This is a genomic window from Faecalibacterium sp. Marseille-Q3530, from assembly GCF_017377625.1.
GTDB classification, from domain to species: domain Bacteria; phylum Bacillota; class Clostridia; order Oscillospirales; family Ruminococcaceae; genus Faecalibacterium; species Faecalibacterium prausnitzii_E.
In genome coordinates this window covers 27,642-52,580 of sequence record NZ_JAFREH010000017.1, presented here as the reverse complement: position 1 = coordinate 52,580, position 24,939 = coordinate 27,642, and the positions used below count along the sequence as shown (strand labels likewise).

Below are 24,939 nucleotides of genomic sequence, written 5' to 3'. Positions count from 1 at the left end.
AGCTGGGATTGTTTTTGAGCGTTTTCTTCCATGAGTTTTTCATCATTTCGGTCGCACGGCTCAAGGATTTGTAAACCTTCATAAACTCGTCCGGCACATGATAGCACCGGAATTCTTCTGTTTGTGGTGTGGGCATGGGAACGGGTTCTGCTTTTTCAGGTTCAAATTCTGCACTGGCAGATTCCAACACTTCCAATGCCTCTGGATGCAGGATTTGAGCAAGGACATCTGAACGATGCTCGGCACTTACCTGCACGAGTTTGGACATTTCTTCGTTGGTAAACTTCACTTCGCCGGAAAAGACTTTCTGCTTGATGCCGGGAGAGAGGTTGTCTGCGATGTCGATGCCTCGTGTATAGTGGCTGGCGCGGAGAACGGAGGCGCGGCTGACACCGTTTTCCTCTGCGATCCGGTCACAGGTTTTCTTTCCAGAGTGGTGGTTATCACCGTGATCACCACCACTTTTCTTTGCTAAAGTGTACTGATTACCCCGAAAGATTTTTGCAGCTTTCTTTTCAGCTTCATACTGTTTCCCAAGCAGATAGCGTTTCTGTTCGGGGCTCAGGTTTCGCCGTCCCAACTGATTCCGGCAAATCCACGCAATGGTTTCTTCGCGGTTCTCAAATTGGAGCGGCGTAGTGGAAAAATAAATCTCAGGATGCTTCTGGAGAATGGCATAACGGTTGTGGCCGTCAACAAGGGTATTGTTCCAAACGATCAAAGGAGAGAGCAGCTTGCCTTCCTTGAGGATGTTTTCTTCAAGCTGCTTAAATTCATCATCGGTCAGAGGAGGAATCTGAGACTGGAACTCCGGGTCGATTTTCAGGTTGATCATACGCACACTCCTTTATCTCTCCTGCTGCGCCGGTTCTTCCTCCCGGAAAAAGGACGCAACATTCTGCTTTGCGGTTTTCAGCTTGAGCAGCTCGTTCTTGGCTTCCTTGTACTGCTCGTAGAACTGTGCCTTTTCGGATGCCAGCTGCGCATACTCGGCTTCCAGTTTCTTCGGGCTGGGCAGCTTGGTGATATCATTTGCCTTGAAATAGGCTGCTGCCGCCCGGTGCGCTGTCAGCTCTGCACGGTGCTGTTCTTCAAAGGCTGCGGGTCGTTTTGCAGCTTTTAACTGCTGTGCGACGCTCTTGGTGCTGGCGTAGGCTGCGACATGATAGCGCAGCTCTTTGTTGGCTTTCATGCGACCTTCGAGATCTTTCACCACTGCCAGCGAATCGTGGAACTTGGTATCAAGCTCTGTAATTCTCTGGTCGAGTGCGTCCTCGTTGAGCAGACCATTTTCCTGCAAGAGGATCAAGGTCTGTGCCATAGCTTTGAGGTTGTGTTTTTTCGCCCAACGCTCGTAGCCGATGCCCTTACCCTGCTTCAGCTTCGCCTGAATATCGATCAGTTTCCCGATGCGGTCAGACTTGGACTGGATAGTGCGCTTGCGTTCGGTATTGGCTTTCAGAGCGGCAAGCACAAGTTCTTTCTCGAACTTGTCACCGATGCTGCGCGCCCGGATGAACTTTGTCCTTCCAGCAGGCAGATAGCTGAGCCGTCCACGGCTTTCCTTGACGGTAATGCCGTACTGCTGCAAGAGCCTGTCCGAGAAATCTTCAAAACTCGTTGCAACATTGAGAACCTCCGAAATCTGTCTCCGCAAGACTTCTTTTGCGGTTTCAAACTTCGTTTGTGTGGGCTGCTGACCTGTTGCGAGCAGGGCAGCGTTTTCATGGTCGAGTTTCAGTTGACCTCGCTGTTTCATCCAGTATTCGCGCTCGCTCACACGAACCTTCGAGCCGTTGAGCAGGTCGATCTGGTACAGTCCAGCACCTTCGCACAGCTCCATGACCTCGACACGCAAGTGCCGCATGGTCTGGGCCGTGCTGGAGTGCTTCATACCCTCACACCAGTCGCGGGGCTTTTGCATATAGGGCTTGCGTTCCACTTCTCGCATTCGGATGCTGCCGATCACGATGTGGACATGGATGTTTCCCGAATGGTTGTGCCCATCGGGGTGAGTGCAGACGATGGCGGGATGACCGGGGAAGTTTTCTTCGCAGAATTTCAGGCCAAGTGCCTGTGCCTTTTCCATGGTCAAGCCGTTGTCGGCTGCATCTCTTGGGTCAAAGCTGATGATATACTGGTGGCTTTTAATATCACCATGCTGGGTGTTCTTGCCATACTTGCGGTTTGCCAGCAGACAGGCCGTTGCAAATGAGAAATCACCGCACTCAAGGGTGTCGATCAGGTACGAATCCCGCAGCATGGGCCTGCCTTGTTCGTCCAGAATTACCTTGCCGGAAAATTCATCGTGCTGGTAAACGAGGTACGCTTCGATGGCGGTGTAGTCCGAATTTTTAGAGGCGATATGCTTGAGCGTTGCCATACAGTTCACCCAGAACTTTCTCGGCGTGGAGCCGGAATGCAGTCAGGTCTGCAAGTTCGTCAAGAAGTTTCGCCCGGAGCTGTTCGGTGTCTGCTCCGCCAGAGTTAAAGTGTCGTGCGAGTTGGTTCAGGTTGCCGCCCACCCTGCTGCACTGGGCAAGCAGGGTGGAAACAGCGGTCAGGGTTTCTTCTCCGCCGCCAGCAACGACAACAGTGCGCTCGATCTTCGCACTGTGCAGCGCACGGCGGATGAGGGTGGACAGGGAGAGATGAAGGAGTTTTGCGGTTTGTTCGAGTTCCATCTTTTCAGTTTCCGTTACTCGGAACTTGATGATGTGCGTTTTGTTGTTCGGCGTGTCGTGGCGGTGGGTCGTGCTGGGATTCGCTTTGACATTCGTTTTGTTCATTGAACCTCCTGTCGTTTCGGATAGCTCCTCGGTGAAGCTATGTAAGCACGACACGCCGTTTGTTCGCGCCATCAGGCGCGAACTATGAGCAGGGTTTGGGGCAGGCACGCCCCAACAAGATCACTTGGAAAACTCGCAAGAGTTCGAGAAGTGAAGTCCCGGATGGACAGGAAATTTTCAAGAATTGAAAATTTGTGGCCACGGGACGGTTCTTGCCCTCTACCGCTGCGCTCAAAACGCATTTTCAACAAATGTTTCCGAATTGTTAAGGCGCAAAAAATAAGTAGAGGTGGTGCTGCTCATGTAAGGGGGATCACCGTTTGCTCCGAACGCAGTTCCTGCCCCTGTTTTGCAGCGGCGTTGACGAAAAGTCGGTATCACGTCCGGTCGGCTTATGAAATTTTCAAGGTACAACTCCCGTAAAGAAAAATACCACCCTGCAAGACAGGCGAAAAATTTTGTCGGGTGAATCGGCGGCAAAATGAATCGGGTGTGTTGCGGAGCGGTAAATCTTTCAGGGATAATCCACGGTGAGGCAGTGTTCAAAATGAACACGACCACATCTTGTGGATGGCTTTTGACCAATCTACAAGAACGGTGGGATTTAGAAGAAAAATACCACAGTATGTAGAATGCGTCAAGAGGGTTTTGAGAGATTTATGCCAGTAAAGTGGAGAGAGTAGGACTTCTTACGGCCTGCTTTGGATTCAAATGGATAAAAACTATGTCCGGACTTTTTCTTCGTTCAGGCTGGTGTCGATAAAACAAATGCAGTGCCCTCCACGGAGATTGGCTCGATTTTCAATTCTCCAAGCACATATTGAACGAGCCGCAATCCATCCGCTGTTCGGACGATGCCCTGTAACCAGTGCCACCGGAACTTCTCTCGACGACATAACAATAATCCTTTCTTTGCTGTGAAAAATGAAAACAGGATCGTTCTAATCGTAGAGGAACCTCAATTCAACGGGTGAATGCGATTCTTCGGATTTCTTTAGAGGGTCAGTTGCAGGATGTTTTTGAGATAGAAAAAATTTTACTTGCAATCTTCTACAAAATGTGGTATATCCATTATACGAAACATTGCTTTGAAAGAACGCTCCACCGTTTATTGACGTATAAAGTGAGGTGCCTGCCATGACCGCCGTGATCTACGCCCGCTATTCCAGTGACAACCAGCGCGAAGAATCCATCGAAGGTCAGATCCGGGAATGCACCGCCTATGCCGAAAAGAACGGCATCACCATCATCAAGCACTACATCGACCGTGCCATCTCTGCCAAGACGGACAACCGCCCGGAGTTCCAGCAGATGATAAAAGACAGCGACAAGAAGCTGTTTGACATCGTGCTGGTCTGGAAGCTCGACCGTTTTGCCCGGAACCGCTACGACAGTGCCCGGTATAAGACCCAGTTGAAGAAAAATGGTGTCAAGCTCATGTCTGCCACCGAGATCATCTCCGAGGGGCCGGAAGGCATCATTCTGGAGTCGGTGCTGGAAGGTTATGCCGAGTATTATTCCGCTGACCTTGCCGAAAAGGTTGTCCGTGGACAGACCGAGAACATCCTGAAAGGCCGCTGCAACGGTGGCCGTGGAACCTTTGGATATACGCTGGATTCCGAGCGGAAATTCCACATTGATCCGCTTGCCTCCCCTTTCGTGCTGGAATCGTTCAGGAAGTACCGGGATGGACTTACGATGAAGGAGATTCGGGACTGGCTGAACGAGAATGGCATCAAGAACCCGGTCGGCGGTGCGTTCACCTATAACAGCGTTGAACATATGCTCAAGAATCGGCGTTACATCGGAGAACTGAAATTCCGGGATGTGGTCGTGCCGGATGCCATCCCACCCATCGTTCCACTGGAACTGTTTGAGGATGTGCAGGAAAAAATCGCCAAAAACAAGAAAGCCCCTGCCCGGAGAAAGGCAGAGGATGACTATCTGCTTACCACCAAGCTGCACTGTGGTTACTGCGGTGCGCTGATGTTTGGAGAGAGCGGTACGAGCCGGACGGGAGAAGTTCATCGTTATTATAAATGTGCTACCGCAAAAAAGCACAAGGGCTGCAAGAAGAAAACTGTCCGTAAACAGTGGCTGGAAGATTTGGTCGTCAACCAGACGATGCAGCTTGTCAGGGACGATGCCGCCATGGAATCCATCATCGCCAAGGTCATGGAACTGCAAGACCGGGAGAACACCAACCTTCCCCTCTATGAGAAGCAGCTCCGGGATGCGGAATCGGGTATCCAGAATATGCTGAATGCGATTCAGGCTGGAATCCTGACCAGTTCCACCAAGGAGCGGTTGGAGCAGCTCGAAGAAACCAAGCGTGAGCTTGAGGCCCGTATTGCGGAAGAGAAGCTGGCAAAGCCCAAGGTCACGGAGGAGTTCATCCGGTTCTGGCTGCTGCGGTTCCGCAAGCTGGACATGAGCCTGAAAGATCAGCGGCAAGCGTTGGTGGATACGTTCATCAATGCGATTTATCTGTACGATGATAAGGTTTTGATAACCTTTAACTATAAAGAAGGTACACAGACCATCACATTTGCGGAAGCGGCTCAAGCCGCATCAAAGGGAAATGGTTCGGATTTGGATTGCTTTACTGCACCAGATGAGAAACCCGCATGAATGCTTGAAAATCAAGCGCTCATGCGGGTTTTTGTTTGTTTTGGAAGGTGCAGATACGAACGAATGACAGCGGTTTTAACGGCTTCTGACGCTCCCAAAGTCGTCAAAAAGTGGTAGAAAAGTGGTAAAAAACAAGAACAGAGGCAAACGTAAAAAGGCTCCACCAAACGGGAAACCGTTCGATGGAGCCTTTTCTTATGCGGAAGAAGGGACTTGAACCCTCACTCCGATGGAACTGGTGCCTAAAACCAGCGCGTCTGCCATTCCGCCACTTCCGCACGGAGCTTATTAAGTGTATCAAGTTTGCACCCAAAAGTCAATTCCTGCGGCACAATTTTATAATCACATCCCGCGCGGCGCATACTAGCAAAAAAGATTCCGGGGAGATGGCGAACGTGAAACAGCAGGACCGAGCGCACCGAAAGGGCTGGAAGCGGGCAAAGCGGGCGGCAGCATGGCTGGCACTGCTGCCGGTCGCTGCGCTGGGGTGGCTGTACAGCCGCCTGCCGGACCGCGTCTATCTGACACCGGGCGAGGTTCTGGCGCTGCCCCGCTTTTCTTATGTGGAGCCGCTGGGGGCACACGGAAGCCAGAATGTCGCCAGCACCCGCGCGGTGGGCAGCTACCAGACCACCCTCTCGCTGGGCGGCTGGCTGCCGATCAAGACCATCCGGACCATCGTTACCGAGCGGATGCAGGTGACGGTCTGCGGGACGCCGTTCGGGGTGAAGATGTTCTCGGAGGGAGCGCTGGTGGTCGGCTTTTCGGACGTGGAACGCCCCAGCGGCGGCACGGCCAATCCGGCAAAGGAAGCCGGGCTGCGCCTGGGCGACCGGGTCATCCGCATCGGCACGACCGTGACGGAGGACAATGACGCCGTCAAAGCGGCGCTGGAAGCAGCGCAGGGGCAGGCGGTGGAGGTCGTGTATATCCGGAACGGAGAGCAGCTCCGCACGACGCTTGTGCCGGTCTGGGATGCGGCAGCAGGGCAGTGGCGGGCCGGGATGTGGGTGCGCGACTCCTCGGCCGGTGTCGGGACGCTGACCTTCGCAGACGATGCACGGGGCATTTTTGCGGGGCTTGGCCACCCCATCAGCGACAGCGACACTGGCGAGAGCATTGCACTGCGCACAGGTGAGATCGTCCCCTGCGAGATCACCGGCTGCAGCAAAGGAACAGCAGGAAGCCCCGGCGAACTGAAAGGGCACTTTCTGGGCAGCCGGGCCATCGGGAGCATCCGCATCAATGGGGAGAACGGCGTATACGGCACAACCCGCACACAGTTCGCCGGGCAGCGCATGGAGGTCGCCTTTGCGCAGGAGGTCACAACGGGCAGCGCGGAGATCTGGTCTACGGTGTCCGGTGAGACGCCGCGCCCTTATCAGGTCCGGATCGAACGGATCAGCGACGCAGACCCCAAACGGAACATGGTCCTGCGGGTGACAGACCCGGCGCTTCTGGCGCAGACGGGCGGCATCGTGCAGGGGATGAGCGGGAGCCCCATCGTGCAGAACGGGCGGCTGGTGGGAGCAGTGACCCATGTTCTGGTCAACGACCCGACACGCGGCTACGGAATTTTTGCCCAGACCATGTTGGAACAGGCCGAAATCGCGGCGCAGAGGGCGCAGGATACAGAATCGTCAAAATGAATAAGCATCATTCGACAATCGACGCCATAATATGGCAAAAATAACCGTTGAAATCAATGGAAAAATATGGTAAAATCAAAAGCGTTAAGGGAACTGCACACTTTGGAGGAATGAACGATGGATAAAATTCGGTTTTTGATGTCGGATACCAGCGCAGAGATCACGGAAGCCTGCCGCGAGGCGCTGGAACAAAAAGGCGTGGAAGTTACGGTCGTCGAAAAGGACGGACAGAAGGTGCTTCAGAAAATGCTTTCGGTGCGGCCGCAGGTGGTGCTGCTGGACGCTTTTATGCCGGGGCTGGATGCACTGGCCGTCAAACAAAAGTACAACGCCGCAGGCGAGCGGCACACCTCGTTTTTTGTGACGGGTGCGTTCCAGAGCGAGGAAATGGTCCAGGAATTGCTGGATGAGGGATTTGCGTACTATTTCGTCAAACCGTTTGACGAAAATGTCCTCGCCAGCCGGGTCGTGAAGGTGGCAATGGGCAAGGAAAAGCATCACCTGCCCACCAGCGTGGACAGCGATGAGCTGACCGTGACGGAGATCCTGCACCAGATCGGCGTCCCCGCCCACATCAAGGGCTACCAGTTCCTGCGGGATGCCATCCTGCTCACCATGAACGAGCCGGAGTACATCAACGCTGTGACCAAGCGCCTGTATCCGGAAATTGCCAAGAAAAACGGCACCACCGCCAGCCGCGTGGAGCGCGCCATCCGCCACGCCATCGAGGTTGCATGGGACAGGGGAGACGTGGATACCCTCAACAGCTACTTCGGCTATACCATCCACAACCTGCGGGGGAAACCTACGAACAGCGAGTTCATTGCGATGATCGCTGATAAAATGCGGCTGGATAAACGGCAGCGGGTGGGGTAAAATATTTCGCGGTATCGAAGTATATGGAAGTATATAAAGGAATAAATTAGAATTGCTGGAAATTTGACTTCTGTTTATCGCTATAAAAATGTGGGATTATGGCTCCATGGCGATAAATGGGTTGAACAAAAAGCAATAAATCTCCTGTATTTATTTGGGGTGCAGTTCCCGATGCGTACAGGAGATTTTTGTCGTTGAACGACCAAAACTTAAAAATTCCCCCTTGCATTTTTCAAAAGTTGTGCTATAATATTTAAGCAATCGTTTCCAAGGCCGCTCGTGGGGGTAGCCGATATTGAAGGTTGTGATGGGCACATACATTGATAATATGGCCCCAATACGTCAGAACCAGAAATGAGGTGAAAAAGAATGAAGCAGGGTATCCATCCGAATTACGTTGACTGCACCATCACCTGCGCATGCGGCAACGTCATCAAGACCCGTTCCACCAAGCCTGAGATCCACGTCGAAGTTTGCTCCAAGTGCCATCCTTTCTACACTGGTAAGCAGAAGCTGGTCGACACCGGCGGACGTGTTGAGCGCTTCAACAAGCGCTTCGGCCGTAAGTAATTTTACTGGTCTTTTCCAAAGCGCCGTCTCCCTTGCGGAGGCGGCGCTTTTTTGCGTGTTAGGGCAGAAAAGTGCGAACGGTGGAACCTTTCGGAACTTACACGACTTTATCTTATTTTCATCACATTTGCAGACTAAAATAAACCAGCAACGAAATCCATCGCGTTCTGCGCGGCCTTTGAGAGGAGCGTTATTTGTGATCGAAGTTTCTCATCTTACCAAAAAATACGGGCACCGTCTGGCGGTAGAAGATGTTTCCTTTGCAGTGGCAGACGGCGGCATCTGCGGCCTGCTGGGGCCGAATGGTGCGGGCAAGTCCACCATCATGAACATCCTGACCGGGTATCTGTCCGCTACCAGCGGGCAGGTCACGGTGGCGGGGCACCCGCTGCCGGAGGAGGCCGATGCGGCAAAGAAGTGCGTCGGCTATCTGCCGGAGCAGCCGCCCCTTTACCCGGAGATGACGGTGCAGGAATATCTGGACTTTGCGGCTGAGCTCAAGGGCGTCAAAAAGGCCGAGCGGAAAGAGCAGGTGCGCAGCGCAGCCCGCCGCACCGGGCTGGAAAAGGTCCTGCCCCGGCTCATCCGCAGCCTCTCCAAGGGCTACCGGCAGCGGGTGGGCATCGCGCAGGCGCTGCTGGGCAGCCCGAAGCTCATCATCCTCGATGAGCCTACCGTCGGCCTGGACCCGGCGCAGGTCATCGAGATCCGCAAACTCATCCGGGAGCTGGGGCAGGCCCACACGGTCATCCTGTCCAGCCATATTCTGAGCGAGGTGCAGGCGGTCTGCCAGCAGGTGCTGATCCTGTCCAAAGGCAGGCTGGCGGCATCGGGCAGTCTGCAGGAGCTGACGGCGGACGGCAGGAGTCTGGAAGAAGTCTTCCTGGAACTGACCGGCGGTGAGACCGAGGAGAGCACAGGGGAGGAAGACGAATGAACGCCATTTTCAAGCGGGAACTCCGCAGCTATTTCCACGGGATGCTTGGCTATCTGCTCACCGCCTTTCTGCTGGCGTCGTCGGGCATCTATTTTCTGGCGCTGAACCTCGGCTACGGCCTGACGGATTTCAGCTACTATACGCTTTACCGCACGATCTTCATGCTGCTGCTCTACATTCCGGTCCTGACCATGCGGTCGCTGGCCGAAGAGCGCCGTAGCCGCACCGACCAGCTGCTTCTGACCAGTCCGGTCTCCGTCTGGGGCGTGGTGCTGGGCAAGTTCTTCGCGATGTGCGCCGTATTCGCGCTGCCGTGCCTTGCGGACGCCGTGATGATCCTCATCCTCTGGGCACTGGGCGGCACAGTCACCGCAATGGCCGCGAACTTCGCGGGCCTGCTGTGCTATTTTCTGCTGGGCTGTGCGGCCATTGCCATCGGCGAGTTCCTCTCCGGCCTGACCGAAAACCCCATCATCGCGGCGGTGGCGGGCTTCTCGGTGCTGCTGCTGGCCTATATGATGCCCAGCCTGCGCAGCCTGTTCAATGCGGGCAGCGCGGTGGCGCTGGTCGTCTTTGTGGGCATTGCGGGCGCAGCATCGCTCCTTGCCGGGCTGCGCACCCGGAGCTTTGTTCTGGGGTGTCTGGCCTTTGCAGTGTGCTGCCTTGGGCTGACGGGCCTTTTCCTCGTGAAGAGCGCCTGGCTGACCGAGGCGTTCAGCGCGGTGCTGAGCGCCCTGTGCCTCTTCACGCCCTTTGAAGATTTTGTCAACAACAGCTTTTCCATCCCGACGCTGGTCTATTACCTGACCGTGACGGCGGTGTTCCTGTTCCTCACGGCGCAGGGCATCGAGAAGCGCCGCTGGAATTAAAGGAGGTGCGCAGCGATGAAGTTCTTCCCCAAAGATAAAACGGCCCTGAATGGGCGGGTGTTTCGCAGCGGCCTCTGTTCCGCTGCCATCACGGCGGCCGTCCTGGTTCTGGCCGTGCTGGTGAACCTGCTGGTGCGGGCCCTCCCGACCAAATACACCACGTTCGACCTCTCGGAGGCCGGGCTGTATACCCTCAGCGACAGTTCCGCGCAGGTGGCGCAGGGCCTGACGCAGGATGTGACCATCTACTACCTCTGCGAGACCGGCAATGAGGACCAGATCATCTCCAAGCTCCTGGACAAATACGCATCCGAGAGCAGCCATATTACCTGGGAAATCAAGGACCCGGCCATCTACCCGACCTTTGCAGCCCAGTACGGCGCACAGGATGCTGCGTCTGGAAGTCTGATCCTGGTCTCCGGGGAGCAGAGTGTCGTGCTGGACGCCTCCGACCTCTACGATTATGACTATTCCGACTACTACACCACCGGCAGCTATCGTGTGACGTTCTCCGGCGAGAGTAAGATCACCTCGGCCATCTACCGCCTGACCAGTGGGGAACAGAAACACGCCTACTACACCACCAACCACGGGGAGCAGGCCCTGACCGACACGCTGACCGATGCACTGGAAAATCAGAACCTCTCCCTCACGGCGCTGGACCTGCTTTCCAGCGGCAGCGTCCCGGAGGACTGCGACCTGCTCATCATCAACGTCCCTGCACAGGACTTTACCTCGGCGGGCGCTCTGGTGGATGAGATGAGCCTTCTGCGCAGCTATCTGAGCGCAGGCGGCAAGGTTCTGCTCACGACCGATACCTATTATAATACGCCCAATCTGGACGCTGTGATGGCCGAATTCGGCCTGACCCGCGCCGAGGGGCTGGTGGTCGAGGGCGATTCCGGCCACTTCATGAACGGCTACCCCTACTATCTGCTGCCGGACTACACCAGCCCCACCGAGACCACGGCGCTGGAGGGCGTGGATACCAGCCGCCATGTTCTGCTCCAGATGGCGCAGGGCATCACCCTGACCGAGACGGAGAATGTGACCGCAGAAGCGCTGCTCACCACCTCCGATGCGGCCTACAGCAAGGCGGCCGGGTACGAGATGACCACGGTGGAGAAAGAGGACGGCGACACGGATGGCCCCTTCACGCTGGCAGCCTACGCCCGCAATACAGCCACCGAGGCGGAGGTCATCTGGATCAACTGCGGCAACATGGACAACGAGAGCGCGTATCAGGTCGTGCCCGGCAACTGCACTTTCCTGCAGGGCTGTGCATCCTCGCTGGCGGGGCAGGTCAGCAGTGTGCTGATCGACTCCAAGGCGCTGGAAGCTGCCCCTATCAGCGTTTCCAGTGCACAGGCGGCGGTGCTGGGTCTGGTGTTCATCCTGATCCTTCCGGCAGCACTGCTGGCGGCAGGTGCCGTCGTGGTCATCCTGCGGCGCAGAAAGTGAGGCCCGCATGAAAACGAAACAGCGCACCCTCATCGTTCTGCTGGTTCTGGTCTTTCTGGCGGGTGGAGCCTTCGCAGCCCTGACGGCGAAGAACGCGCGGGCCGCACAGGCCGAAAGCGCTGTGGCGGAGGGCACCATCCCGCTGTCCTCCTTTGCGGCGGACGACCTGACCGAACTTGCGGTCACGTACAACGGCGAGACGAATACCCTGACGGTTGCAGACGGCAGCTGGACGCTGGCCGAAGACCCGGCCTATCATCTGGACGCCACCGCCTGCAACACGATGGTCACCGTCCTGTCGGCGCTGAACGCCAAACGCCAGCTGACCGAAGAAACCGGCGAGGACTACGGCTTTACGGATGCGAGCCTGACCGTCACGGTCACGGCGGCAGGGGAGACGAACACCTTCACCTTTGGGGCGGAGAATGCTGCCACGGGGGATATCTACCTGAAAAAGGCCGGGGACGATGCCCTGTATACGGTGGCAGCGTCCAAGGCGGCCTGCTTTGCGCTGAGCCGCGCTGAGCTGTTCGGTGCCTTCAACCCGGCAGGGCTGACCCGTTCGGCCATCGAATCCGTCACCCTTGCCTGCGGAGATGAGCCGTTCACCCTGACGGCGGTTCCGGAAGCCGCAGAGCCCGACCGTTCGGCCGACTCCGAAAGCGACAGCGACAGCACGGCGTACACCACGGTCTGGAGGCTGGCCGATGCACCGGACGCAGAGCTGGACGAAACGCAGGTCAGCAGCCTGCTTTCGGCCCTCAGCAGTTACGTCACGGCGCAGGATCCCCACGGCGATGCGTCCGGCATGAAGCAGCTGGCCGCAGCCACGGTCTGCACAGCGGACGGCGAACGGACGCTGACCTATTACGAGGGCACGGACGGCTATTATCTGACCGTGTCGGGGGACGCTTCCCTCTACACGGTGGATGCCGCTACCGTGCAAACAGTGTGCACCGCAAAGGACCGTTACAAAGCGGCTTCGTGAAACAAAAGTTCATCTGGAAGTCCTTTTTGAGCCCGGAAGTTTCCCGCAGGGGAGCCTCCGGGCTTTTTGATGTTCCGGCCCGGTTTTTGCCCGGTGCGTAAAGTTTGGGCAAACTGTGTCAGAGCGATTGACATTTGTACGGAAATTGTATAAGATAGACACGAACAGGGGGAGAGACTGCGCAATTTGTCACCCAAGGCACGGCGCGTGGGGACCGATCGCCCTGGTACGAGGGATGGGGACACGAGCCCTGTCTTTTTTCGTATCTGAGTTTAAGGAGGATTTGGTATCATATGGACAACTCGGTGATCGTTTCACTGCGGGACATCGTAGTGGAGTTTGACGGCCAGCGCGTTCTGGACGGATTGAATCTCGATATCCATGACAAAGAGTTCGTTACGCTGCTGGGTTCTTCCGGCTGCGGCAAGACCACGACCCTGCGCCTGATCGCAGGCTTTTTGGAGCCGAATTCCGGCAAAGTTCTGCTCAAGGGCGAGGATATCACCGGTGTGCCGCCCTACAAGCGCCCGGTGAACACGGTGTTCCAGAAGTATGCGCTGTTCCCGCATCTGAACGTGTTCGAGAACGTGGCCTTCGGCCTGCGGCTGAAAAAGATGGACGAAGAGACCATCCGCCGCAAGGTGCGCGATATGCTGGAAGTTGTGGGCCTGAAAGGCTTTGAGCGCCGCAGCATCGGCCAGATGTCCGGCGGTCAGCAGCAGCGCGTGGCCATTGCCCGCAGCCTGGTCAACGAACCGGAGATCCTGCTGCTGGACGAGCCTCTGGGCGCACTGGACCTCAAGCTGCGCAAGGAGATGCAGCTGGAACTCAAGCGCCTGCAGCGCGAGATGAACATCACCTTCATCTATGTCACGCACGACCAGGAAGAGGCCCTGACCATGTCCGACACCGTCGTTGTCATGAACGGCGGCAAGGTGCAGCAGATCGGCACCCCGGAGGATATCTACAACGAGCCGAAGAATGCCTTTGTGGCGGACTTCATCGGCGACTCCAACATCGTGGATGGCGTGATGCACAAAGACTTCCTCGTCTCCTTCTCCGGTGTCCAGTTCCCGTGCGTGGACCGCGGCTTTGCCCGTGAGCAGAGTGTGCAGGTCGTCGTCCGCCCGGAGGACATCGAGGTCGTTTCGCCGATGGAAGGCCAGCTGGTGGGCGTCGTCAACGACGTCATCTTCAAGGGCGTCCACTTCGAGATGCACGTCGATGTGGAGGGCCGCGAGTGGCTCATCCATTCCACCCGTGCCTGCACCCCCGGCGAGACCATCGGGATGCGCATCGGCCCCAACGAGATCCACATCATGGCGCGTTCGTGAGGGGTGAGCCGAAATGATGAAGATTTACGATCGAAAGCTCGCGTATCCCTACTTCGTGTGGATGACGCTCTTCACGGTGGTGCCCCTCATCATCGTGGTGTATTATGCCCTGACGGACAGCGACGGCAATTTTACCCTGAACAACCTGCTCTCCATCAGCGGCTACGGCTCGGTGTTCGCGCGCAGCCTGCTGCTGGCCCTCATCGCCACGGTCATCTGCCTGATCATCGCGTTCCCCGTCGGCTATTTTCTCTCCCGCCTGCGGGTGAACAAGCAGCATATCATGCTGATGCTGGTCATGCTGCCCATGTGGATGAACTTTCTGCTCCGCACCTATGCGTGGATGGGTCTGCTCAGTGTCAACGGCCCGGTCAACGCGGTGCTGGGTGCCTTCGGCCTTGGCCCCTACACCATGCTGAATACCTCCGGTGCAGTGGTGCTGGGCATGGTGTACAACTACGTGCCCTATATGATCCTGCCGCTCTACACCAGTATGACCAAGATCGACCAGAGCATCGTGGAGGCGGCGCAGGATCTGGGCGCTTCCACCACACAGACCCTGCTGCGGGTGCTCATCCCCATGAGCGTGCCCGGCATCAGCACCGGCATCACGATGGTCTTCGTCCCGGCGGTGTCCACCTTCGTCATCAGCCGGATGCTGGGCGGCGGTTCCAACCTGCTGATCGGCGACCTGATCGAGATGCAGTTCCTCGGCAACAGCTACAACCTGAACGTCGGCTCGGCCATGAGCCTGGTGCTGATGATCATCGTTCTGCTGTGCATGAGCTTTACTTCGAGCTTCGACGAGGATGAAATGGAGGGGGTGTCCTGATGAAAACGAAACATCTCCGCCTGATGCAGCGGGTCTATATCATCCTGTTTTTCTGCTTCATGTATCTGCCCATCGCGTATATGATCGTGTTCAGCTTCAACCAGAGCAAGGGCTATGCGCTGTTCACCGGGTTTACGCTCAAGTGGTACACCAGCCTGTTCCACAACGCCTCCATCCTGCGGGCGCTGGCTGTCTCGGTGGAAGTGGCCCTCATCTCGGCCGTCATCGCCACCATCCTGGGCACGGCGGCTTCGCTGGGCATCGCCTCCATGGGCCGCAAGAGCCGCCTTGTGGTAACGAACATCACCTATATCCCGGTCGTCAACCCGGAGATCATCACCGGCATCTCGCTGATGCTGCTCTTCGTGGCCTACCAGCGTTTTGCGGGCCGGGTGGAGTTCCTGCCCGATACCATCATGGGCCTGCCCACGCTGCTCATCGCGCACATCGTGTTCAACGTGCCGTATGTCATCTTCAACGTCACGCCCAAGCTCAAGCAGCTGGACGTCAAACTGTATGAGGCGGCTCTGGACCTCGGCTGTGACCCCAGGCAGGCGTTCTTCAAAGTCATCCTGCCGGAGATCAGCCCCGCCATCCTGTCGGCTTTCCTCATCTGCCTGACCTACTCCATTGATGACTTCATGATCTCCTACTTCAACTGCGGCACGGTGGAGACCCTGCCCATCGCTATCTACTCCATGACACGCAAAAAGGTCAGCCCGGAGATCTACGCTCTGTCCACCATTATGTTCGTGGTCATTCTGAGCATCATCCTGATCTCCAACGCCATGGAGAGCCGCGGCTACCGCCGGGACCAGAAGGCACTGAGAGGAGGGGATGCCGCATGAAACAGATGAAGCGCATGGTGCTTTTGCTGCTGACGGTGGTGTTTGCCGTCAGTCTGCCGCTTTCGGCGTTTGCCGCCGGGACCATCGAGGTCACGGAAGATGTTTCCGTTTCGGATGATTACGACTGGACCCGCTTCAAGGGCCAGAACGTCACCCTGAATGTCTACAACTGGGGTGAGTATATCTCCAACGGCTCGGACGACAGCGTAGACGTGGTGGACGCCTTCCAAAAGCTGACCGGCATCCACGTCAACTACACCACCTTTGATTCCAATGAGTCGCTCTACGCCAAGCTGAAATCCGGCGCGGCGGATTACGATGTCATCATCCCGTCGGACTATATGGTCGCCAAGATGATCTCGGAGGGGATGCTCGCAAAGCTGAACTTTGACAACATCCCCAACTTCCAGAACATCGACGAAGTCTACCGCAACGCCGACTACGACCCCGCCAATGAATACACGGTGCCGTATATGCTCTGCACCACCGGCATCATCTACAACACCACCATGGTGGACAAAGCGCCCGCCAGCTGGGCTGACCTGTGGGATGAACAGTACGCCGGAAACATCCTGATGTTCAACAACAGCCGGGATGCGTACGCCATCGCGGCATTTGCCACCGGCCACAGCATCAACCCCCAGTCCACTGAGGAAGTGGACGAGGTGGTCAATCACCTCAAGGCGCAGAAACCGCTGGTCCAGGCCTACGTCATGGACGAGATCTTCGATAAGATGATCGGCGGCGAGGCGGCCATCGGCGTCTATTATTCCGGCGACGCCATCACCATGATCGACGACAACCCCGACTTGGCCTGGGTCTTCCCGGAGGAGGGCAGCGTCCTTTCGGTGGACAGCATGTGCATCCCCGCCACCAGCGAGAAGCAGGAAGCCGCCGAAATGTTCATCAACTTCATGTGCGAAGTGGACATCGGCAAGGCCAACGCCGAATACATCGGCTACACCACCCCCATGCAGGCCGTGTGGGAGGTGCTGGACGAGGACCTGAAGTACAGCGAGATCGCCTTCCCCTCGGAGGAGATCGAAGCGAAGGAAAAGGTCTTCACCGCCCTGAGCGACGAGGTCAACAGTGAGCTGGACGTCAAGTGGAGCGAGATGAAGAGCTACGACGAGGGCGGTAGCGGCATCGTCTTCCTGATGCTGCTTCTGGCCATGGTCGCGCTGGCCTGCTTCAACATCTGGCGCAAGCTGCGCAAAAAATCGCGGAACATGTATTGATCCATGCAGGCTGCGCCGCAAACGGTGCGGCCTGTTTTTGATAGAGAGGATATTTTTACCATGGAACTGAACCACTTTACTGAAACTGCGACCGTCCTGAACGCCGACTGTGATTTTCACCGGAAGCTCAAACCCAGCGCCCTGTTCCGTTATGTGGAGCAGGCTGCGGCGGATCACGCCCGCGCCTACGGCATGGACGACGATTTCTTTGCCGCCCGCCACACGACGTTTCTGGTGGGCAAGCAGGCCGTGGAGGTCTACCGGATGCCCACCCGAGGCGAGAGGATCACGCTGGATACCGCCTGTGAGCCTTGCAAAAAAGGCTCGATGAAGCGGATCACCCACATCCTCGACGAGGCCGGGAAAGAGCTGGCCCTCGTGGACTGCCGCTGGATCGTGGTGAACACCGAAACGGGGCACATCATGCGGCAGCCCAGCTGGTGCACCCCCAACTACGAAAACGAGGATGTGGAAGAGGAGCTGCCCCAGCTGGTGCACAAATGCAAGGAGCTGACCCCGGCGGGCAGCTGGACGGCCAGCTACTCGCTGTGCGACCTGAACGGCCATGTGAACAACTCGTTCTATCTGGACATCGCCTGCGACGCCCTGCCGCTGGATGCACTCCGGAAGGGCCCGCTGCGCTTCGCCTCCATCAAGTACCACCGCGAGATCCCGATGGGGGCGCAGGTGGCGGTGGCCTATGCGCCGTCGGCCGACGGCTGGTATGTGGTGGGCCGCCGGGACGAGCACATAGCCTTTGAGTGCTATCTGGAATTTTCCAGCGAAGCGGCTGAGAACGCCTGAGAAAAGAATTACAAAAAAATTACAAAAACTTTCGCAAAACCCCTTGCAAAATGATTTCAAAAGAGTTACAATATGGTTACAAGAAGAGCGAAAGCTCTTCTGCGTGAAATCTTTTTCTTCTTGTTATCCGTGGATATCGGGTGCGCACCGCTCCTCCTCCGGCTGTTCTCCTTCGCAGCTGTTGGTGTGCACCGCACAGGCGGTATCCTCGCTTCGTGTGCAAAAGAGCTCGCTCCCGTTCGGGGGCGGGCTTTTTTGCGCCCCAGGCCCGCAGCAGGGGAGAACGGCCCGCATTTTCGGGAATAAAGTGTTACTTTCCACCGTTTTCTTAGACAAAGTGTCTGGTTTTCGCAAGGACAGTTTTGGAAAGTTTGTTTTGCGAAATGCTTGCGTTTGTGCCGGTTTGTGTTACAATAGGTGCAAGCATTTTTAGCATCTTCCAGGCACGATAAGTGAAATGAATTTGCCGCCGTTTCTACGGGCTGCACGAGAGAAAAGGAGTTTGAGTATGGCATATTTCTATGAAGAACCTTCCCGCACCTTTGGTGAGTACTTGCTGATCCCCGGCTATTCTTCTTCGGAGAATGTCCCCACGGCGGTCAGCCTGAAGACCCCGCTGGTCAAGTACCGCAAGGGCGAGGAAGAATGCCCGCTGGAAATGAACATCCCCATGATCAGTGCCATCATGCAGGCAGTCTCCGGCGACAAGCTGGCGATCGCGCTGGCACGCGAGGGCGGCGTTTCCTTTATCTATGGCTCCCAGAGCATTGAGAACGAGGCAGCGATGGTCCGCCGCGTCAAGAGCTATAAGGCCGGTTATGTCGTCTCCGACTCCAATCTGGCCCCGACGGCCACCCTGCACGATGTGCTGGAGCTGAAGGCCCGCACCGGCCACTCCACCATTGCCGTCACCGCCGACGGCACCCCCAACGGCAAGCTGCTGGGCATCGTGGCCTCCCGCGATTACCGCGTCAACCACACCCCCGATGACGCCTCCGTCACCACCTTCATGACCCCCATCGAAAAGCTGGTCACGGCCCCGGAAAACACCTCCCTGCATGACTGCAACAACATCATCTGGGACAACAAGATCAACACGCTGCCTCTGGTGGATGCCGAGGGCAACCTGAAGTATTTCGTCTTCCGCAAGGATTACGACTCCCACAAGAAGAACGCCAACGAGCTGCTGGACGCCAACAAGAGCTATGTCGTGGGTGCCGGCATCAACACCCGCGACTACGCCGAGCGTGTTCCCGCTCTGGTGGAGGCCGGTGTGGATGTCCTCTGCATCGACTCTTCCGAGGGCTATTCCGAGTGGCAGAGCCGCACCATCGGCTGGATCCGTGAGCACTACGGCGACACCGTCAAGGTCGGCGCAGGCAATGTGGTCGATGCAGAAGGCTTCCGCTTCCTGGCAGAGGCAGGTGCCGACTTCGTGAAGATCGGCATCGGCGGCGGTTCCATCTGCATCACCCGCGAGACCAAGGGCATTGGCCGCGGCCAGGCTACCGCTGTTATCGAGGTCGCCAAGGCCCGCGATGAGTATTATAAAGAGACCGGCATCTATGTGCCCATCTGCTCCGACGGCGGCATCGTCCACGATTACCACATCACCCTGGCGCTGGCCATGGGCGCAGACTTCGTCATGCTGGGCCGCTACTTTGCCCGTTTTGACGAGAGCCCCACGAACAAGGTCCGCATCAATGGCCAGTATATGAAGGAGTACTGGGGCGAAGGCTCCAACCGTGCCCGCAACTGGCAGCGTTATGACCTCGGCGGCTCCACCAAACTGAGCTTTGAGGAAGGCGTGGACAGCTATGTCCCGTATGCAGGCCCTCTGTCCGATGGCGTCCAGACTACGCTGTACAAGGTCAAGAGCACCATGTGCAACTGCGGTGCGCTCTCCATCCCGGAGCTGCAGCAGAAGGCAAAGCTGACGGTCGTTTCCTCCACTTCCATCGTGGAGGGCGGCAGCCATGACGTCATGCTGAAGAACGCGACCCCCAACATCATGAATGGCTAAGCATCATTGAATCGAACGGCTGCTTCCCGGCTTCTGGAAGCAGCCGTTTTTTCTGGTTTGGAAAAAAGATTTTGCCTGCATCCGCCGGAATTTTACAAAACCTCTTGCACCCATCCGGGAAAGATGCTATCATGGTACAAACACCCTGTCATGACAGGGTGGAAGAGCCACGCGCCGCACCTGAGATGCAGACCGGGCCGGGGCGTTTTTTCAGCAGCCGCCCGGTATCGGCCGCTGTATGGATATGAAGAGAGGAAACTTTCATGGACGAGATCAAAGTTGTTCCGTATATTCCGGATGAAGATTACGATAACCCTGCCATGGTCGTGGATTTCTACGAGTTCACGATGGCCAACTGCCTGTTCCTGCACGGCTTCAAGGATACGACGCTGGTGTTCGATATGTTCTTCCGCAAGAACCCCGACAACCAGGGCTATTCCATCAGCGCAGGCCAGCGCAAGCTGACCCGCTTTTTGCTGAACTATCACTTCAACGAGCAGGATATCTGCTGGCTGCGCACCAAGGGCATGAGTGAGGAGTTCTGTGAGTATCTGCGCACCTACCGCTGGCAGGGCGACATGTATGCCCTGCCCGAAGGCACGGTCTGCTATCCCCATGTGCAGATGGTCCGCATCGAGTGCGACCTTGTGGGCGCTATCCTCATCGAGACCTATCTGCTGCAGACCATGAACTTCCACAGCCTGATCGCCACCAAGGCGACCCGCGTCACCGGTCTGAACACCCACACTCCCCGCAGCGTCATGGAGTTCGGCACCCGCCGCGCCCAGGGCGAGAGCGCGGGCAACGACGGCGCATATGCAGCCGTTCTGGGCGGCTGCATCGGCACCGCCAACTGCCTGGCCGAGATGAAGTATGGCTCGGAGGTCAAGGCCGTCGGCACGGTGGCCCACAGTTTCATCGAGTTCTTCCCGACCGAGTTCGACGCCTTCAAGGCCTTTGCCGATACCTATCCGGACTCTGTCAGCCTCCTGCTGGATACCTATAATATCATGGAGAGCGGTCTGCCCAACCTCATCAAGCTGGACGATTACCTCATTGAAAAGTATCCCAACGACCCCAGCCGCCGCGTCAAGAGCGCCCGCATCGACTCCGGCGACCTGGCCCGCGGCTCCAAGCGCCTGCGCAAGGCGCTGGACGCAGCAGGGAAGCCCTACATCAAGCTGGTGGCGTCCAACGGTCTGGACGAAAAGAAGATCGCCAACATGGAGCTGTATGAGCACGCCCACTTCGATTCCTACGGTGTCGGCGAGAACCTCATTACCTCTGCTTCCGACCCCGTCTTTGGCGGCGTGTACAAACTGGTGGCCGTCAAGCGCCCGGATGGAACCTATCAGCCCAAGATGAAGTGTTCGGATTCTGCCAGCAAGGCCATCATCCCCGGCAAAAAGATGCCGTGGCGTCTTTACGATGAAAACGGCCAGGCACAGTGCGACCTGATCGCCATGGATGGCGAGAAGATCGAGGCAGGCAAGCCTGTCACGATGGTCAACCTGGATTCTGACGCCATTGAGCGCACCGTGACCATCACCCCCACCAAGGTGAAAAAGCTGCTGGTGCCGCACATCCTCCACGGCGAACTTGCCATGGAGCTGCCCTCCATCGCAGAGAAAAAGGCCTACATCGCCCGCCAACTGACCGATGAGACCTGGGAGAGCGAGCTGCGCCTGGAGTGCCCCCACAAGCACTACGTCAACATGACCCCCGCCGTCGCCGAGTGCCGCTCCCGCATGTATGCCGAGCTGCATGGCGGCAAGGTATAACTTGACAAATCGGGATTTCTATTGTATGATATGAATTGCCGTTTGCAACTCTTGCAGCGGCAGTTCATTTAGAAGCCACTGTGGTGAAATTGGCAGACACGAGGGACTTAAAATCCCTTTCTGGCGACAGAGTGCGGGTTCAAGCCCCGCCGGTGGCATGAGAAAGCTCAGAATTGTTCGTTGATTCGAATGATTCTGGGATTTTTCTTTTTGCTCCATTTTTTGGAAGCATTGGAGGGGCGAGAGGGATTTTTCGCGAAAAAAGGAGGAGTCTCTCTCGTGCGTAACCGTGATTTAAGACCCGCTGCCAAGGCAAACCTCACCATCCAACAGGCCTTTGAAAGGTTCCAAAAGTACAACCGGATCAAGAACCTCTCCCATGGCTCACTCGACTTCTACGCCGCTAAGGGCAGAAGCTTCTTTCGGTTTCTGGGGGACACAGAACAGCCCATTCATACCATCACTGAGGAAACGGTGGAGGACTATATCTTCTATATGAAGGACCAGAAGCTTCACGATACTACCATCAATACGAATCTGCGCATGGTCCGGGCGTTCTTATACTGGTGTATGGAGAAAGGGTATGACGCCATGAACCCGCTGGAACAGATGAGCCATGGAAAGCAGCGGGGTGAAAAAATCGGGATGAAGCGGGAAAGGTGAAGGAGCGTGGATGCTTCTTCGCAGTGATCGTGTATATGAATTTGCAACTTTGCAATGTTGACAAAATTAAACGAAAATACGGTATAAATTGACGGTTTCAGAAATGCAAAGTTGAGCGGTCGCTGCAAGGTTGAAGTGGGAAGGACCAATTGTGCAGAAAGAGAAGTTCACGAAATGTTTATAAATGGAGCGTGACAATTACTGCCGACGGTGCTATAATGACTTTACCCCCGGAATGTTTCGTATGAAGCCCAGAAGTGAAGATGATGTCTCCGAGGGCCATTACGCGGACTCACAGTGATGGACTGCGTAACATATTTTATCTGTTCGTCGAGGTTCAGGATACTGAGCCTCACCTAGACGAATGGAGGTCTCAGCCTAAGGCGAGACGCATGATTAGATAGAGTAGTTTCCCAGAAGCTGTATTCTGCCGGTATACGGTATGAGTGCGGCTTGGGAGTTCTATCTTTTTGTGCGTCTTTTTTTGTTGCTGTTTTTTAGGAGGTGCACGATGTAGCGTAAAAAATAAAAATACGTCAAAATCATAAATGAACATAAAGGAGATAACTATGAGCTCTTTAAGTTTCTTTCCTCTGATCCCTGCCGTGACTACTGCTTCAGCTGTGCCGGTCTACCATGGAGGCATGATCCCGTGTCTGGGAGATGTGGAGCCGGTAAATACCCGATGGCTTGTTAAAGGATACTTCCCGATGGGAGCAGTGTCGGTCGTGGCAGGTCCCGGCGGCGTGGGCAAGGGCGTATTCATGGCGGATGTGGTGGCTGCCGTAACGACCGGACGTCCCACGATGCTCTTCCCTGATGCTGCAGTTGCACAGGGGAACGTTTTAGTACTTATGAAGTTCTAAAATCACTCTAAAAAGAGAGTGCGCATTATAGGAAACTCCGAACAGATCATTTCGGTGTGTTATTGAATCTCCTGTTCCAGCTCATCGAACAGCGCACAGGAAAAGAACTGACCAAGCGTGATCTCAAGGCCATCACAGAGCTTTTTGATGGTAGCGATGGATACACGCTGACGGGATGGGTCGAGCATACTATATACCGTAGATGGTGTTACACCAGCGCGGGTCGCTAACTCGTTGGGTCGTATCCCACGCTGGTCGCAGAGTTGTTCAAAGCGTTTGGCAACGGCATCTTTTACAGTCATGATGAAGTTCACCTCACCATGATAGTATAGAAGTTTGTGCAGTTTGGTATACGCAGTTGCGTAGATTACAAGAATGTTTTATAATACAAGGGGATACGCGATTGCGTAATGATAAAAGATGCATCTGCCGACAAAATAAAAAAGTATCCCCCACAGTGAAAATGAAAGACAGTGGCCGAAATCGAGCGTTATTCCATCAGATTCAGCGCCTTTCCACCCTTTATAGACACCTGATGGGAGAATATCCGGTTCATCTCTCGGCGCTTTCGGGTCAGGTCAGAATGCACATAGCGCTGCAAGGTAATGTTAGCATTGGCATGACCTAATAGCTCACTGAGGGTCTTTACATCGCACCCTGCCTGCAAACAGGTCGTTGCAAATGTGTGGCGCAGCGTGTGCGGACGTACTTGCCGGACCGTCGCCTGCTTTAGATACGCTTTGACGCTTTTCCGATAGCATCGGGGTTCTGTGGGTTTGGACTCGTCGCCAGATAGAAACCATGTAGCATTGCTGGTGTTTCCGCGCAGCTTTTTCAGCATCATAAGCAGCTGTTTCTGGATTGGAATTTCTCGGCGGGAGGTGCGGGTTTTAGGCGTTTGGATAACCACCTTTGTATGCCCGTTTCCGCAGGAAATTCGGCAGACCGTCCGACTGATCTTCAATGTGCCGAGTTTCAGGTCAAAGTCGCCCCATTGCAAGCCGCAGATCTCACCAATACGCAGACCCAATTCCAGCCCCAGCATTAAGCCGATCTTTCGAGGTGTGGGGTTCTCCTGTACATATTGATAAAGCCGCTGCTGTTCCGCCGGGGAGAGAGGCGTAGAAATTTTGTCGATAGCTTTTGGCAGTGCAACTTCCAGCTCTATCGGACGAATCAGACGTAAATGTGCGGCATACTTGCAGATACGGCGTAGCATCGAGAGACATTCCCGTGCAGAAGAGTTTCCCAGCGGTTTGTGTACGGCATCTGCGGGCGCAATAATCTGCTGCATGGCCTGTTCCAGAAAGCTTTCGTCAAGGGATGCGACCGACACTTTGTCCAAAACGGGGAGAAGATATTTGTGCAGCGTGTACGAATAATGCGCATAGGTGGATTCTTTTATACTGTTCCGCAGGGAGTGCAACCACACCTCGGCCAGCGCTTCAAAGGTCAGGTCGGTTCGTTTCAGGTTATAGAAACCCGCTTCTGCTTTCTTCTGGATCAGCGCCCGCTTGACCTCGGCATAGACTGTGCCATATACGTAGCCCCACTGGATTTTACCTTCTGATGTACGCGCTTTGATATAGCGGCCTTCCCACCGACCATCCTTGCGTTTGCGAATATTTTCTCCCCGTCGTGCCATTGCTGTCTCCTCCTTATAGCTTAGACACCCATCTGACCACTTATTTTGTCCACCCTCTTTTTTAGCTGGATTTTTCATGCAGAACTGGGCAAGGTGTAATAAAGTTTTGTCTTATGAGGTGTTTTTTCCACGGTC

Annotated in this window: 22 protein-coding genes and 2 tRNA genes; 18 read left to right on the top strand and 6 right to left on the bottom strand. The window is 55.8% G+C overall.

Features of this window, described 5'->3' with window-relative positions:
* The 3 genes from J3350_RS12320 to J3350_RS12310 all read right to left on the bottom strand — a co-directional run.
* The coding region (locus J3350_RS12320; protein ID WP_207686820.1) for a hypothetical protein at positions 1-835 on the bottom strand (835 nt) is incomplete at its 3' end.
* Between the two features lie 12 nt (positions 836-847).
* Positions 848-2,383 carry a relaxase/mobilization nuclease domain-containing protein gene (locus tag J3350_RS12315; RefSeq protein ID WP_207686819.1) on the bottom strand — a complete coding sequence of 512 codons (1,536 nt, stop codon included), beginning with the start codon at positions 2,381-2,383 and terminating at the stop codon, positions 848-850.
* Positions 2,355-2,789, bottom strand: a complete 435-nt coding sequence (locus J3350_RS12310) for a plasmid mobilization relaxosome protein MobC (protein ID WP_097776423.1) — start codon at positions 2,787-2,789, stop codon at positions 2,355-2,357. Before J3350_RS12310 ends, J3350_RS12315 begins: the two co-directional genes overlap by 29 nt.
* Positions 2,790-3,926: 1,137 nt before the next feature.
* Here J3350_RS12310 and J3350_RS12305 point away from each other — a divergent pair.
* On the top strand, positions 3,927-5,420 hold the full coding sequence (locus J3350_RS12305) for a recombinase family protein (RefSeq protein ID WP_207686818.1): 1,494 nt from the start codon (positions 3,927-3,929) through the stop codon (positions 5,418-5,420).
* Positions 5,421-5,618: 198 nt separating this feature from the next.
* On the opposite strand, the gene J3350_RS12300 is transcribed toward J3350_RS12305, so the two are convergent.
* Positions 5,619-5,698: transfer RNA gene (locus J3350_RS12300), tRNA-Leu, on the bottom strand.
* 117 nt (positions 5,699-5,815) lie between these two features.
* Here J3350_RS12300 and spoIVB point away from each other — a divergent pair.
* The 17 genes from spoIVB to J3350_RS14030 all read left to right on the top strand — a co-directional run bounded on the left by spoIVB (position 5,816) and on the right by J3350_RS14030 (position 23,159).
* Positions 5,816-7,069 carry a SpoIVB peptidase gene (gene spoIVB, locus J3350_RS12295; protein WP_370569325.1) on the top strand — a complete coding sequence of 418 codons (1,254 nt, stop codon included), beginning with the start codon at positions 5,816-5,818 and terminating at the stop codon, positions 7,067-7,069.
* Between the two features lie 117 nt (positions 7,070-7,186).
* Positions 7,187-7,945, top strand: a complete 759-nt coding sequence (gene spo0A, locus J3350_RS12290) for a sporulation transcription factor Spo0A (protein WP_097792156.1) — start codon at positions 7,187-7,189, stop codon at positions 7,943-7,945.
* 369 nt (positions 7,946-8,314) lie between these two features.
* On the top strand, positions 8,315-8,515 hold the full coding sequence (rpmE, locus tag J3350_RS12285) for a 50S ribosomal protein L31 (protein ID WP_005926533.1): 201 nt from the start codon (positions 8,315-8,317) through the stop codon (positions 8,513-8,515).
* Positions 8,516-8,711: 196 nt separating this feature from the next.
* The gene (locus J3350_RS12280) at positions 8,712-9,452 is read left to right on the top strand and encodes an ABC transporter ATP-binding protein (RefSeq protein WP_207686816.1); all 741 of its coding nucleotides are present in this window, start codon (positions 8,712-8,714) and stop codon (positions 9,450-9,452) included.
* Entirely contained in the window at positions 9,449-10,321 is an 873-nt protein-coding gene (locus J3350_RS12275; protein ID WP_207686815.1) for an ABC transporter permease, read from the top strand. Before J3350_RS12280 ends, J3350_RS12275 begins: the two co-directional genes overlap by 4 nt.
* Before the next feature lie 15 nt (positions 10,322-10,336).
* Positions 10,337-11,782 (top strand): Gldg family protein, encoded by a 1,446-nt coding sequence (locus J3350_RS12270; protein WP_207686814.1) that lies wholly within the window; start codon positions 10,337-10,339, stop codon positions 11,780-11,782.
* A 7-nt stretch (positions 11,783-11,789) separates the two neighbouring features.
* Positions 11,790-12,770, top strand: coding sequence for a DUF4340 domain-containing protein (locus J3350_RS12265; protein ID WP_207686813.1), 981 nt, complete (start codon positions 11,790-11,792; stop codon positions 12,768-12,770).
* A 293-nt stretch (positions 12,771-13,063) separates the two neighbouring features.
* The gene (gene potA, locus J3350_RS12260) at positions 13,064-14,104 is read left to right on the top strand and encodes a spermidine/putrescine ABC transporter ATP-binding protein (RefSeq protein ID WP_097792161.1); all 1,041 of its coding nucleotides are present in this window, start codon (positions 13,064-13,066) and stop codon (positions 14,102-14,104) included.
* A 16-nt stretch (positions 14,105-14,120) separates the two neighbouring features.
* Positions 14,121-14,936 carry an ABC transporter permease gene (locus J3350_RS12255; protein WP_097792193.1) on the top strand — a complete coding sequence of 272 codons (816 nt, stop codon included), beginning with the start codon at positions 14,121-14,123 and terminating at the stop codon, positions 14,934-14,936.
* Entirely contained in the window at positions 14,936-15,784 is an 849-nt protein-coding gene (locus tag J3350_RS12250; RefSeq protein ID WP_207686812.1) for an ABC transporter permease, read from the top strand. The genes J3350_RS12255 and J3350_RS12250 overlap by 1 nt, the downstream gene beginning before the upstream one ends.
* A 5-nt stretch (positions 15,785-15,789) precedes the next feature.
* Positions 15,790-17,022, top strand: coding sequence for a spermidine/putrescine ABC transporter substrate-binding protein (locus tag J3350_RS12245; RefSeq protein ID WP_207686825.1), 1,233 nt, complete (start codon positions 15,790-15,792; stop codon positions 17,020-17,022).
* A 60-nt stretch (positions 17,023-17,082) separates the two neighbouring features.
* Entirely contained in the window at positions 17,083-17,826 is a 744-nt protein-coding gene (locus tag J3350_RS12240; protein ID WP_207686811.1) for an acyl-[acyl-carrier-protein] thioesterase, read from the top strand.
* Positions 17,827-18,334: 508 nt separating this feature from the next.
* A complete protein-coding gene (locus tag J3350_RS12235) occupies positions 18,335-19,849 on the top strand; it encodes an IMP dehydrogenase (protein WP_097792164.1) in 1,515 nt (504 codons plus the stop codon).
* A 263-nt stretch (positions 19,850-20,112) separates the two neighbouring features.
* On the top strand, positions 20,113-21,630 hold the full coding sequence (locus J3350_RS12230; protein WP_207686810.1) for a nicotinate phosphoribosyltransferase: 1,518 nt from the start codon (positions 20,113-20,115) through the stop codon (positions 21,628-21,630).
* Positions 21,631-21,704: 74 nt separating this feature from the next.
* Positions 21,705-21,788 (top strand) — tRNA-Leu (locus J3350_RS12225).
* A 121-nt stretch (positions 21,789-21,909) separates the two neighbouring features.
* On the top strand, positions 21,910-22,293 hold the full coding sequence (locus J3350_RS12220) for a phage integrase SAM-like domain-containing protein (RefSeq protein WP_207686809.1): 384 nt from the start codon (positions 21,910-21,912) through the stop codon (positions 22,291-22,293).
* 548 nt (positions 22,294-22,841) lie between these two features.
* A complete protein-coding gene (locus tag J3350_RS14030) occupies positions 22,842-23,159 on the top strand; it encodes an AAA family ATPase (RefSeq protein WP_370569324.1) in 318 nt (105 codons plus the stop codon).
* A gap of 59 nt (positions 23,160-23,218) precedes the next feature.
* On the opposite strand, the gene J3350_RS12210 is transcribed toward J3350_RS14030, so the two are convergent.
* Positions 23,219-23,461: a helix-turn-helix transcriptional regulator gene (locus J3350_RS12210; protein ID WP_207686807.1), complete on the bottom strand. Its 243-nt coding sequence runs from the start codon at positions 23,459-23,461 to the stop codon at positions 23,219-23,221.
* A gap of 188 nt (positions 23,462-23,649) precedes the next feature.
* Entirely contained in the window at positions 23,650-24,804 is a 1,155-nt protein-coding gene (locus J3350_RS12205; protein ID WP_207686806.1) for a site-specific integrase, read from the bottom strand.
* Positions 24,805-24,939: the final 135 nt, after the last annotated feature.

Excerpts from the sequence above, each read along its gene's own strand:
- J3350_RS12315 (WP_207686819.1), bottom strand. The coding sequence starts at position 2,383 with ATGGCAACGCTCAAGCATATCGCCTCTAAAAATTCGGACTACACCGCC.
- J3350_RS12310 (WP_097776423.1), bottom strand. The coding sequence starts at position 2,789 with ATGAACAAAACGAATGTCAAAGCGAATCCCAGCACGACCCACCGCCAC.
- J3350_RS12305 (WP_207686818.1), top strand. The coding sequence starts at position 3,927 with ATGACCGCCGTGATCTACGCCCGCTATTCCAGTGACAACCAGCGCGAA.
- spo0A (WP_097792156.1), top strand. The coding sequence starts at position 7,187 with ATGGATAAAATTCGGTTTTTGATGTCGGATACCAGCGCAGAGATCACG.
- rpmE (WP_005926533.1), top strand. The coding sequence starts at position 8,315 with ATGAAGCAGGGTATCCATCCGAATTACGTTGACTGCACCATCACCTGC.
- J3350_RS12275 (WP_207686815.1), top strand. The coding sequence starts at position 9,449 with ATGAACGCCATTTTCAAGCGGGAACTCCGCAGCTATTTCCACGGGATG.
- J3350_RS12270 (WP_207686814.1), top strand. The coding sequence starts at position 10,337 with ATGAAGTTCTTCCCCAAAGATAAAACGGCCCTGAATGGGCGGGTGTTT.
- J3350_RS12265 (WP_207686813.1), top strand. The coding sequence starts at position 11,790 with ATGAAAACGAAACAGCGCACCCTCATCGTTCTGCTGGTTCTGGTCTTT.
- potA (WP_097792161.1), top strand. The coding sequence starts at position 13,064 with ATGGACAACTCGGTGATCGTTTCACTGCGGGACATCGTAGTGGAGTTT.
- J3350_RS12255 (WP_097792193.1), top strand. The coding sequence starts at position 14,121 with ATGAAGATTTACGATCGAAAGCTCGCGTATCCCTACTTCGTGTGGATG.
- J3350_RS12250 (WP_207686812.1), top strand. The coding sequence starts at position 14,936 with ATGAAAACGAAACATCTCCGCCTGATGCAGCGGGTCTATATCATCCTG.
- J3350_RS12245 (WP_207686825.1), top strand. The coding sequence starts at position 15,790 with ATGAAGCGCATGGTGCTTTTGCTGCTGACGGTGGTGTTTGCCGTCAGT.
- J3350_RS12240 (WP_207686811.1), top strand. The coding sequence starts at position 17,083 with ATGGAACTGAACCACTTTACTGAAACTGCGACCGTCCTGAACGCCGAC.
- J3350_RS12235 (WP_097792164.1), top strand. The coding sequence starts at position 18,335 with ATGGCATATTTCTATGAAGAACCTTCCCGCACCTTTGGTGAGTACTTG.
- J3350_RS12230 (WP_207686810.1), top strand. The coding sequence starts at position 20,113 with ATGGACGAGATCAAAGTTGTTCCGTATATTCCGGATGAAGATTACGAT.
- J3350_RS14030 (WP_370569324.1), top strand. The coding sequence starts at position 22,842 with ATGAACATAAAGGAGATAACTATGAGCTCTTTAAGTTTCTTTCCTCTG.
- J3350_RS12210 (WP_207686807.1), bottom strand. The coding sequence starts at position 23,461 with ATGACTGTAAAAGATGCCGTTGCCAAACGCTTTGAACAACTCTGCGAC.
- J3350_RS12205 (WP_207686806.1), bottom strand. The coding sequence starts at position 24,804 with ATGGCACGACGGGGAGAAAATATTCGCAAACGCAAGGATGGTCGGTGG.